This window comes from Sphingomonas sp. 66-10, from assembly GCF_001897045.1.
GTDB classification, from domain to species: domain Bacteria; phylum Pseudomonadota; class Alphaproteobacteria; order Sphingomonadales; family Sphingomonadaceae; genus Sphingomonas; species Sphingomonas lycopersici.
In genome coordinates, this window is record NZ_MKRR01000135.1 from 86,488 (window position 1) to 97,323 (window position 10,836).

Here is a 10,836-nt window from a genome sequence, read left to right on the forward strand (position 1 = left end):
AACGGGACGTTACGATATGATTTGCGTTCTCTGCGCATGCTTTCCCCCTCCCCTGTGTCCCCGCGAAGGCGGGGACCCAGGCTGGCCTCCCGCCTTCGCGGGAGCACAATGCGGGTTGCCGTACGCTAAAAAGATCAGGAAATGCCGAGTTCCGCCGGGCACCGATCCGCCCTAAACGCGGGGCTGTGCTGGACGGAATCACCCCTCGCGGCTGGCTGGCGGCCGGGATCGTCGCCGTGACGGCGATGACGGCTTATGCCCTGTCCGGCGACTGGCAGGTCGCGACCGTATCGCTGGCGGGCGGGCTCGTCGCGTTGCTCGCCGCGTCGCAGATGCGCGAGGAGCGCGAGGCGGAAGCCGCCGCGCTGGCGCGCGAGACGGCGGTGCCCGGCCCGGCGATCGAGGTCGCGATCGACGCGATCATCGAGCCGGTGCTGCTGATCGAGGGCACCCGCGTCGCGCTCGCCAACCGCGCGGCACGCACCTTGCTCGGCGATCATGTCGCGGGCGAGGACGTGCGCACCGCGATCCGGCATCCCGCGGCGGTCGCCTATCTCGCCGAACTGGCCAACGGCAAGGCGCAGCCGCCGATCGAGCTGGTCGGGCTCGGCGGGCTGAGCCAGCGCTGGGAAATGCGCGCCAGCGCGCTCGACGGCCACCGCCGGCTGGTCCAGCTGATCGACCGCACCGACAGCCACGCCGCCGAGAAGATGCGTGTCGATTTCGTCGCCAACGCCAGCCACGAGCTGCGCACCCCGCTCGCCTCGATCATCGGCTATGTCGAAACGCTTGCCGACGAGGCCGGCGAAGACCCCGACATCCGCGCGCGCTTCCTGCGCATCGTGCTCGACGAGGCGAAGCGGATCGAGCGGCTGGTCGAGGATCTGATGAGCCTGTCGCGGATCGAGGCGGACAAATTCCGCCCGCCCAGCGATACGGTCGATCTCGGCGAGCTGATCGACGATGTCGCCGCCGCGCTGGCCGGCGCGCACAACGGGCGCGGGCGCGACATCACGCTTCACGTCACCCCCGGGCTGCCGATGCTGACCGGCGATGCGGTGCAATTGTCGCAATTGCTCCACAATCTCATCGGCAATGCGATGAAATATGGGCGGCCGGGCACCCCGATCCGGGTCGAGGCCGCCCCCGCCGCCGCCGGGATGGTCCGGCTGGTGGTCGCCGATCAGGGCGACGGCATCGCGGCGGATCACCTGCCGCGGCTCACCGAGCGTTTCTATCGCGTCGATGCGGGGCGCAGCCGGTCGCTCGGCGGGACCGGGCTCGGACTCGCGATCGTCAAGCACGTCGTCGAGCGGCATCGCGGCCGGCTCGACATCGCCAGCATCGTCGGGGAAGGCACGCGGGTAACGGTGATGCTGCGCGCCGCCGATCCGGCTGTCATATTATCGTAACAAGAATGTCACACGGGCGCAGAGGGAACCGGCTGCGCCTCCGCGTGGCCGATGGGGACAGAATGATTTGCCGCCTCGCGCTGCTTGCCGCCATCGCGTTGCTGCCCGCCTGTCGAGATCAGGCGGCGGGCGGCGGCGGCGGCGCGCGCGGCCAGATCAAGGTGGTGGGTTCGTCGACCGTCTATCCCTTCACCGCGATCGTCGCCGAACGTTTCCTTGCCGACACGCCGGGCGCGAGACCGCCGGTGATCGAATCCACCGGCACCGGCGGCGGGATGCGGTTGTTCTGCAGCGGGATCGGCGCGGCCTATGCCGATATCGCCGATGCCTCACGGCGGATGAAGCGCAGCGAATATGAATTGTGCGCGCGCAACGGCGCCGGCGATCTGCTCGAAATCCAGATCGGCGTCGACGGCGTCGCCTTCGCCGAATCGCGCGAGGGGCCGGGCATGAGGCTGACCCCGGCCGACCTCTATCGCGCGCTCGCCGCGGCGCCGGGCGGGAAGCCGAACCGGGCGAGCGTGTGGCGCGACGTCAACCCGGCGCTGCCCGACGTGCCGATCCGCGTCTACGGCCCGCCCGCGACCAGCGGCACCCGCGATACGCTCGCCGGGCTGATCCTCGCGCGCGGCTGCGAACAGGTCGATCCGACCGCCGCCGCGCTGCACCGGCGCGACCCCGATGCCTTCGCGGTCCGCTGCGAGCGGATGCGCGACGACGGCGCCTATGTCGATGCGGGGGAAAACGACAATCTCATCGTCCAGAAGCTCGCCGCCAATCCCACCGCGATCGGGGTGTTCGGCTACAGCTATCTCCAGGAAAACACCGCCACCGTCAGAGGGTTGCCGATCGCCGGGGTGGCGCCGAGCCGCGCCACGATCGCCGACGGCAGTTATCCCGGCGCGCGCGCGCTCTACATTTACGTCAAGAAAGCGCATCTCGGCGCGGTGCCGGGGCTGCGGCAATTCCTCGCGCATTATGCCGCGGCCTGGGGCGCCAACGGGCCGCTCGCCCGGCGCGGGCTGATTGCGGCGCCGGATGCGGTACAGGCGCGCTCGGCGGCGATCATCCGCAACGAAACGCCGCTCGATCCGCGGGAGCTGCAATGATGCTGGCGCATCGCTCTCCCCTTTGTGTCCCTGCGAAGGCGGGGACCCAGTCTGGGCTCCCGCCTTCGCGGGAGCACAAGCGGTGGCTGGGCACTACGCTCTCCATTTACCTGCGGGCGGACAGCGCATGTCCCCGCTGACGCTCATCTTCCTCATCTTCGCGCTCGGCATGATCGGGTGGTTCACCGCGCGCGCTCGCGCGGTGCGCTTCCGGCTCGCGAGCACCGGCCGGTTCGGGTCGCTCCCCGGCCACCACGCCGCCTATGTCGCCTTGTGGACGATCCTCCCCCCGCTCGCCTTCCTGCTGATCTGGCGCTTCGTCTCGCCCGCCTTGGTCACCGACGCGGTGCTGGCGACCCCGGCGGCGAGCACGCTGCCGCCGCCCGGCTTCGAGCGCGCCGCGATCCTCTCCGAGGCGCGCCACCTCTCCCACGGGCGCGGCACCGGCGCGTTCCATACGCTGTCGACCGCGCTCGCCCCGGCCTATGCCGCCGCGCAATCGCGCTACGACGTGATCGCCGCGGCGATCGCGCTGCTGCTCGCTTTGGGCGGTGGGATGCTCGCCTTCCTCCGCGTCGCCCCGGCGCTCACCGCGCGGACGCGGGTCGAGCGGCTGGTGATGGGGCTGCTGCTCGCCGCCTCGCTGATCGCGATCCTCACCACCCTCGGGATCGTCGCCAGCCTGCTGATCGAAAGCGCCCGCTTCTTCGCGATCGTCCCGATCGGCGATTTCCTGTTCGGCACGCACTGGTCGCCGCAGGTGATCGACCCCGCCGATCCCGGCGCGGCGCTCGGCGCGGTGCCGCTGTTCTGGGGCACTTTCTTCATCGGCGCGGTGATCGCGATGCTCGTCGCGATCCCGTTCGGGCTGATGAGCGCGATCTACCTCACCCAATATGCGCATCCCGCGACGCGCCGCCGGGTCAAACCGATGCTCGAGATCCTCGCCGGGGTGCCGACGATCGTTTACGGCTATTTTGCCGCGCTGACCGTCGCCCCCGCGGTCCGCGATCTCGGGGCGACGCTCGGCATCGCCTCCGCCTCCTCCGAAAGCGCGCTCGCCGCGGGGCTGGTGATGGGCATCATGATCATCCCCTTCGTCTCCTCGACCGCCGACGATTCGCTCGCCGCCGTCCCCGCCGAGATGCGCGACGGCAGCCTCGCGCTCGGCGCAACGCCTTCGGAAACGATCCGCCGCGTCCTGCTTCCCGCCGCGCTGCCGGGCGTCGCGGGGGGCGTGCTGCTCGCGATCAGCCGCGCGATCGGCGAGACGATGATCGTCGTGATGGCCGCTTCCGGGGTGGCGTCGCTGACGCTCAACCCCTTCGCCCCGACCACCACCGTCACCAAGCAGATCGTCGACCTGCTGACCGGCGAAGCCGCGTTCGACAGCGCCAAGACGCTCGCTGCCTTCGCGCTCGGGCTTACCCTGTTCGTCATCACCTTGTTGTTCAACGTCGTCGCGCTGGTGATCGTGAAACGATATCGCGAGGCGTATGAATAGCCGCCCGCCCGCCACCCCGACCGATTGGTCCGGCGCGCCGATGCAGCGCCGCATCGCGAAGCGCTATCGCGCCGAGCGGCGCTTCCGCCTGCTCGGGCTGGCCGCGGTCGGCCTGTCGGCGGCGTTCCTCGCGATGCTGATCGGAGTGATGCTGTTGCGCGGCGTCGGCGGCTTCACCGAGACGCGGATCGCGCTGCCGCTCGATCTTGCGGGAACCAAGATCGCCGGGCTCGAACAAGCGGTCGATGCCGCCGCCGACCGCGCCTATCCGCGCCTCGGCGGTGCCGCATTGCTGTCGGACGGCGCCTGGCTGCGCGTGCGCGACGCGGTGAAGGCCGATCCGGGCCTCCTCACCCGCCCCGCGACGCTCGACGTGCCCGCGGCGAGCGCGATCGACCTCGCTTTCAAGGGCAAGGGCACGCCTTCGGCCGAAGCCGCGGTGGCGGCGCTGGGCGATCGGCTGTCGCGCGCGCCCAATATGACCTTCCTCACCGGCGCGGATTCGACCGATCCGACGCGCGTCGGGATCTGGGGGGCGCTCAAGGGGTCGTTGCTGACGATCATCGCCACGATCGCGATCGCTTTCCCGGTCGGGCTCCTCGCGGCGCTCTATCTCGAGGAATATGCGCCCAAGAACCGCTGGACCGATCTGATCGAGGTCTCGATCAACAATCTCGCCGCGGTGCCCTCGATCATCTTCGGGCTGCTCGGGCTGGCGGTCTTCCTCGGCACTTTCGGTCTCACCCGCTCCGCATCAATAGTCGGCGCCCTGACGCTGGCGTTGATGACGATGCCGGTGATCGTCATTACCGCGCGCAATGCGATCAAGGCGGTGCCGCCGTCGATCCGCGATGCGGCGCTCAGCGTCGGCGCCTCGCCGGTGCAGGTGGTGTTCCACCACGTCCTGCCGCTGGCGATGCCGGGCATCCTGACGGGAACGATCATCGGCACCGCGCGCGCATTGGGCGAGACCGCGCCGCTGCTGCTGATCGGGATGCGCGCCTTCATCGCCGCGCCGCCGACCAAGCTCAGCGATCCGGCGACGGTGCTCCCGGTGCAGGTGTTCCTGTGGTCCGACGAGGTCAACCGCGGCTTCGTCGAGAAGACCTCCGCGGCGATCGTCGTGCTGCTTGCGCTGCTGCTCGCACTCAACGGCCTCGCCATCTATCTCCGCAACCGTTTCGAGACCCGCCGGTGACCCGCGACGACACCCTTCCCAAGATGACCGCCCGGCACGTCAACGTCTTCTATGGCGCGAACCAGGCGATCGCCGACGTGTCGATCGACGTGCGCCGCGACGAGGTGACCGCGTTCATCGGCCCCTCGGGCTGCGGCAAATCGACCTTCCTGCGCACGCTCAACCGGATGAACGATACCGTCGCCGCGGCGCGGGTGGAGGGCGAGATCCGTCTCGACGGCGCCGATATCTATGCCCGCGACATGGACGTGGTGCAGCTGCGCGCGCGGGTCGGGATGGTGTTCCAGAAGCCCAACCCCTTCCCCAAGTCGATCTACGAGAATGTCGCTTACGGTCCGCGTATCCACGGGCTGGCCAAGGGCAAGGCCGATCTCGACCGGATCGTCGAGGAGGCGCTGTCGCGCGCCGGGCTGTGGAGCGAGGTCAAGGACCGGCTCGGCACATCGGGCACCGCGCTTTCCGGCGGGCAGCAGCAGCGGCTGTGCATCGCGCGCGCGATCGCGGTCGAGCCCGAGGTGATTCTGATGGACGAGCCGTGCAGCGCGCTCGATCCGATCGCCACCGCGCGGATCGAGGAGCTGATCCACGAATTGCGCGGCCGCTACGCGATCGTCATCGTCACACACAATATGCAGCAGGCCGCGCGCGTCAGCCAGAAGACCGCTTTCTTCCACCTCGGCCGGCTGATCGAATATGCCGACACGTCGGACATCTTCACCAACCCGCGCGAGGAGCGCACCAAAGATTATATCACCGGCCGCTACGGCTGAGAGGAACCGCGATGGCAATCGGGCAGGAACATACGGTCAAGGCGTTCGATCTGGATATCGGTGAGCTTCGCGGGCTGATCGGCCAGATGGGCGGCGTCGCGGAGCAGGCGATCGCCGACGCGATCGCCGCACTGCAGCACGGCGACCTCGATCTCGCCCAGCGCGTGCGCGAAGGCGACAAGGCGCTCGACGCGCTCGAACTGGAAGTGGAGCGCAATGCGGTGCGCATCATCGCGCTGCGCGCGCCGCTCGCCAACGACCTGCGCGAGGTGGTCGCCGCGCTCAAGATCGCCGGGGTGGTCGAGCGGATCGGCGATTATGCCAAGAACATCGCCAAGCGCGTGCCGATGATCGAGGGCGAAGGCGCCGACCGGATCGAGCCGGTCTCGGTGATCGCGGCGATGGCACGGATGGCCTCCGGCATGGTCCATGACGTGCTCGACGCCTTCGCCGCGCGCGACACCGAAAAGGCGCTCGCCGTCTATGAGCGCGACGATGCGCTCGACGATTTCTATGACAGCATCTTCCGTACCCTCGTGACCTATATGGTCGAGAACCCGCGCACGATCAGCCAGGTCGCGCACCTGCTGTTCGTGGCCAAGAATCTGGAACGTATCGGCGACCATGCAACGAATGTCGCCGAAATGGTGTATTTTGCCGCCACCGGCACCCGGTTGGCTGATCGAGAAAGGGTAACCCACTGATGCCCCGAGCCCGCATGCTTCTGGTCGAGGACGACGCCAGCCTCGCCGAATTGCTGATCTGGCATTTCAAGCGCGAGGATTTCGACGTCGCGCATACCATCGACGGCGAGGAAGCATTGCTGCTCGCCAAGGAGAAGGTGCCCGATATCGTCCTGCTCGACTGGATGGTCGAGGGCATTTCGGGGATCGAGGTGTGCCGCCGCCTGCGCCGCGCCGCCGATACCCAGAACGTGCCGATCATCATGCTCACCGCGCGCGGCGAGGAAGAGGATCGCGTGCGCGGGCTGGAGACGGGCGCGGACGATTATGTCACCAAGCCCTTTTCCCCGCGCGAGTTGGTCGCGCGGGTCGGCGCGGTGCTGCGCCGCGTGCGCCCGGCGCTCGCCGGCGAGGCGCTGAGCTATGCCGATCTGGAGATGGATACGGTGGGGCATAAGGTGCGCCGCGGCGGGCAGATCATCCCGCTCGGCCCGACCGAATTCCGCCTGCTCAAGCATTTCCTGGAGCATCCCGGCCACGTCTTTTCGCGCGAGCGGCTGCTCGACAGCGTGTGGGGCCACGACAGCGATATCGAGAGCCGCACCGTCGACGTTCATATCCGCCGGCTGCGCAAGGCGATCAACGAAGGCGGCCGCCAGGATATCATCCGCACCGTCCGTTCGGCCGGCTATGCGCTGGACGCCGGCGGGTAAAAAATTGTGCCGTTGTCGAATCGCTACCGAAACGACGGAGCCAACCGGCGGGTCGTGCGTTGGGCTGTGGCGTGCGTTCGACGCACGGAGCGTTTCCTGACAGGAGATTTTCGCATGAAGTTCGTTCTTCTGGCGGCCGCGGCGCTGATCGCCGCCCCCGCTATGGCACAAGACCAGGCGCCCGCCCCCGCTCCGAACCCGGGCGGCTATCAGCCGAACGCGCCGGCGCTTCAGGGCACCCCAGCGCCGGGCTCGACCGTGCGTTTCCAGCAGGCGCCCGATCCCAACACCGCCTTCCCGCCGCCGCCGGCGAAAGAAAGCTATCCGGTCTGCAAGAAGGGCCAGTTCGACGGCTGCCGTCAGGTCGGCAACGGCGACGGCTTCTCCGAGGGCGCCGCTGCCGGCAAGCATGCCAAGAAGCACGCTCGTCATCACGGCAAGAAAGCGGTCCACAAGACCACGGTGACGACCACTACGACCAAGACCACTACGCCCGCTAAATAAGCGGCGGGTTCGACGGGCGGTTGCGCCCGTTTGAATGATGAGTATGGAAAGGCGCTTCAATCGTATCGATAGGAGCGCCTTTTCCATGTCCATCCGTTTCGACGACAAGGTCGCGATCGTTACCGGCGCCGGCGGCGGCCTGGGGCGCGAATATGCGCTTGAGCTCGCCCGGCGCGGCGCGAAGGTGGTGGTCAACGATCTCGGCGGCGATCGCACCGGCACCGGCGCGTCGGACGCCGCGCAGAAGGTTGTCGCTGAGATCGAGGCCGCCGGCGGCACCGCGATGGCCAATGGCGCCAGCGTCATCGACTATGAGCAGATGGCCGAAATGGTCGCCCGCGCGAAGGAGAAATGGGGCGGCGTCCACGTCCTGATCAACAATGCCGGCGTGTTGCGCGACAAGACCTTCGCCAAGATGGAGCCGGCCGATTTCGAATTCGTGGTCAAGGTCCATCTGATCGGCTCGGCCTTCGCCACCAAGGCATGCTGGGAAACCTTCCGCGAGCAGAATTACGGCCGCATCCTGATGACCGCCTCGTCGACCGGGCTGTTCGGCAATTTCGGCCAGGCCAATTACGGCGCCGCCAAGCTCGGGCTCGCCGGGCTCACCAAGACGCTCTACCTCGAAGGCGCGAAAAACAACATCAAGGTCAACACGATCGCGCCGGTCGCCGGCACGCGGATGACCGAGGACCTGTTCCCGGCCGAGGCGTTCAAGGCCTTCTCGCCGGAAAAGGTGGTGCCCGCGGCTTTGTTCCTGGTCAGCGAGGATGCCCCGACCAACCAGATCGTCGGCGCCGGCGCCGGGGTGTTCCAGGCGAGCTATGTCACGCTGACCGAAGGTAAATTGCTGACCGGCGAGGATCTGTCGCCGGAGGGCGTGCAGAAATATTGGGCCGAGATCACCAACCGCACCGGCGAGATCGTCCCGGAATCGGGCGCGGCGCAATCGATGCTGATCGGCAAGAAGCTCGCTGGGGGCTGATCTTCGCCCGCCCGCGCGCCCCTCCCTTGAACAAGGGAGGGCCCGGGGGTGGGTGGTTTCTCTAGGAAAATTAGGAGGCGTCCGCGCTGCTACGATGGCGCCTCGGCAGACGCGCTTAGGGCTGAAACTGTCTCCACAATATCCAGATTCAGACAGCAAATGCGACAAAACTTTAATAATAATCATGTCGCGAGAGTAGTCGCGATATTCCTGGTGGCAGCGCAGGCGGCTATCGCTTTTCTTGGTGTATTGTCCGGAATAGCTGGCCGCTTCCGCTATATGCCACATATCCACATCTAGGATTATTGCTGTTATTCTGCACGTACCCAATGATCGGGTTTTATTTCATAAGAAAAAAGATGTACGTTTCTGTGTTTGCCACGCTCCCGCCTGTTTTCATTATGTTTTATTTGTTCTAGTTTTTATTAGAGGGTTGCCGGCCCGCTTCTCGTAAGCCAAACCCAGCACCGTCCCCTTGAACAAGGGAGGGGAAAGTTTTCACTCAACCAATTTGAGCAACCGCCGCTCGACCGGCGCCAGCACCGGGCCGAGTTCATGCCCGCGTTTCAGCACCATCCCGGCCTCGTTGACCAAGGCCCACATCCCCTGGCGGTTGCGCAGATCGGGGCGTTTCTCGATGCGGAATTCGGGGCGTTCGGCGGCGCGGCGGAACGCGGCGAAGATCGCCGCATCACGCCCCAGCTCGATCGCATAATCGCGCCAATGTCCGGCGGCGACCATCCGCCCGTAAAGATCGAGGATCCGCGTCAATTCGAGCCGGTCGAAGCCGATCTGGCTCGGGCGCCCGCCGGCAGCCGGAAACGGGGTGACGACCCCCATCAGGCGCGGGTCGCCGCCCGATCAGACCCCGCCTGTTCCCCCTGCTCCGCGATCAGTGCGTCGAGCCGGCGGCGCATCGTCTCGAGTTCGCAGCGCAGCAGTTCGACCTTCTGCGTCGCCGGGTCGAAGACCTCGCTGCACGGCGTGCCGTAAGGGACGAACTTGGGCTCGGGCGCGTGCCCGCCCTCCACCATCGTCGGGCGCGCCGGGATGCCGACCATCACCGCGCCCTCCGCCACGTCCTTGGTCACCACCGCATTGGCACCGACCCGCGAGCCGCGCCCGATCGTGATCGGCCCGAGCACCTGCGCACCCGATCCGATGATCGCGCCGTCGAGGATCGTCGGGTGGCGCTTGCCGGCGACGCCATTGTCGGGGCTCGTCCCGCCCAAGGTGACGCATTGGTAGATCGTCACATTGTCGCCGATCTCGGCGGTTTCGCCGATCACCACGAAGCCGTGGTCGATGAAGAAGTTGCGCCCGATCTTGGCGCCGGGGTGAATGTCGATCGCGGTCAGGAAGCGCGACATATGGTTGACCATCCGCGCGAGCAGGAACAGCCGCGCGCGGTAAAGCCGGTGCGCGACGCGATGCCATGCCAGCGCCCAGACGCCCGGATAGAGCAGGATTTCCGCCCGCGAATGCGGTGCGGGATCGCGTGCCCGGATCGAATCGAGATAATCCGTCAATCGCGCCATTACGTGAGATCCCCTAGAAGCTCCGTAATCTAAGTCTTTCCCCACGCGATTTCCAGCATCGTGCCGATCATGCAACCTGCCGCCACGTTTCTATGTTATCCCTATCAAAATGGGAGAGATTAGTTTGGAGCTATCCATTGTCGGCGCGGAAGCGTTGCTGCCCTTCATCCTCGTCGGTTTCGCGGCACAGCTTGTCGACGGCGCGCTCGGCATGGCGTTCGGCATTATTTGCAACACCTTGCTCGTCGCGGTGGTCGGGATGGCGCCGGCACGGGCATCGGCCAACATCCATATCGTCGAGACCTTCACCACCGCGGTGTCGGGGATCAGCCACCTGATCCACGGCAATATCGATCGCGTGCTGTTCCTGCGGCTGCTGATCCCGGGGATCATCGGCGGGGTGAGCGGCGCCTATCTGCT

Annotated in this window: 12 protein-coding genes; 10 read left to right on the forward strand and 2 right to left on the reverse strand. The window is 67.0% G+C overall.

Going from position 1 to position 10,836, the window contains the following annotated elements:
• Nucleotides 1-185 precede the first annotated feature (185 nt).
• The 9 genes from BGN95_RS17280 to BGN95_RS17320 all read left to right on the forward strand — a co-directional run bounded on the left by BGN95_RS17280 (nucleotide 186) and on the right by BGN95_RS17320 (nucleotide 8,878).
• Nucleotides 186-1,412: an ATP-binding protein gene (locus BGN95_RS17280; RefSeq protein ID WP_265268990.1), complete on the forward strand. Its 1,227-nt coding sequence runs from the start codon at nucleotides 186-188 to the stop codon at nucleotides 1,410-1,412.
• A 62-nt stretch (nucleotides 1,413-1,474) separates the two neighbouring features.
• Complete coding sequence (locus BGN95_RS17285; RefSeq protein WP_286773471.1) at nucleotides 1,475-2,521, forward strand: substrate-binding domain-containing protein; 1,047 nt, start codon at nucleotides 1,475-1,477, stop codon at nucleotides 2,519-2,521.
• Between the two features lie 127 nt (nucleotides 2,522-2,648).
• Nucleotides 2,649-4,025 (forward strand): phosphate ABC transporter permease subunit PstC, encoded by a 1,377-nt coding sequence (pstC, locus tag BGN95_RS17290; RefSeq protein ID WP_286773472.1) that lies wholly within the window; start codon nucleotides 2,649-2,651, stop codon nucleotides 4,023-4,025.
• Nucleotides 4,018-5,223 carry a phosphate ABC transporter permease PstA gene (gene pstA / locus BGN95_RS17295; protein ID WP_265268987.1) on the forward strand — a complete coding sequence of 402 codons (1,206 nt, stop codon included), beginning with the start codon at nucleotides 4,018-4,020 and terminating at the stop codon, nucleotides 5,221-5,223. Before pstC ends, pstA begins: the two co-directional genes overlap by 8 nt.
• A 23-nt stretch (nucleotides 5,224-5,246) precedes the next feature.
• Nucleotides 5,247-5,993, forward strand: a complete 747-nt coding sequence (pstB, locus tag BGN95_RS17300; RefSeq protein WP_265269013.1) for a phosphate ABC transporter ATP-binding protein PstB — start codon at nucleotides 5,247-5,249, stop codon at nucleotides 5,991-5,993.
• Nucleotides 5,994-6,004: 11 nt separating this feature from the next.
• Complete coding sequence (phoU, locus tag BGN95_RS17305) at nucleotides 6,005-6,697, forward strand: phosphate signaling complex protein PhoU (RefSeq protein ID WP_179511916.1); 693 nt, start codon at nucleotides 6,005-6,007, stop codon at nucleotides 6,695-6,697.
• Nucleotides 6,697-7,389, forward strand: a complete 693-nt coding sequence (gene phoB, locus BGN95_RS17310; RefSeq protein ID WP_179511917.1) for a phosphate regulon transcriptional regulator PhoB — start codon at nucleotides 6,697-6,699, stop codon at nucleotides 7,387-7,389. The genes phoU and phoB overlap by 1 nt, the downstream gene beginning before the upstream one ends.
• A gap of 114 nt (nucleotides 7,390-7,503) precedes the next feature.
• The gene (locus BGN95_RS17315) at nucleotides 7,504-7,893 is read left to right on the forward strand and encodes a hypothetical protein (protein ID WP_179511918.1); all 390 of its coding nucleotides are present in this window, start codon (nucleotides 7,504-7,506) and stop codon (nucleotides 7,891-7,893) included.
• Nucleotides 7,894-7,978: 85 nt separating this feature from the next.
• Complete coding sequence (locus BGN95_RS17320) at nucleotides 7,979-8,878, forward strand: SDR family NAD(P)-dependent oxidoreductase (protein WP_286773473.1); 900 nt, start codon at nucleotides 7,979-7,981, stop codon at nucleotides 8,876-8,878.
• Nucleotides 8,879-9,376: 498 nt separating this feature from the next.
• Here BGN95_RS17320 and BGN95_RS17325 read toward each other — a convergent pair whose 3' ends face one another.
• A complete protein-coding gene (locus BGN95_RS17325; protein WP_179511920.1) occupies nucleotides 9,377-9,718 on the reverse strand; it encodes a DUF2794 domain-containing protein in 342 nt (113 codons plus the stop codon).
• The gene (gene epsC, locus BGN95_RS17330) at nucleotides 9,718-10,416 is read right to left on the reverse strand and encodes a serine O-acetyltransferase EpsC (protein WP_286773474.1); all 699 of its coding nucleotides are present in this window, start codon (nucleotides 10,414-10,416) and stop codon (nucleotides 9,718-9,720) included. Before epsC ends, BGN95_RS17325 begins: the two co-directional genes overlap by 1 nt.
• Before the next feature lie 124 nt (nucleotides 10,417-10,540).
• Here epsC and BGN95_RS17335 point away from each other — a divergent pair.
• The coding region (locus BGN95_RS17335; RefSeq protein ID WP_502688310.1) for a TSUP family transporter at nucleotides 10,541-10,836 on the forward strand (296 nt) is incomplete at its 3' end.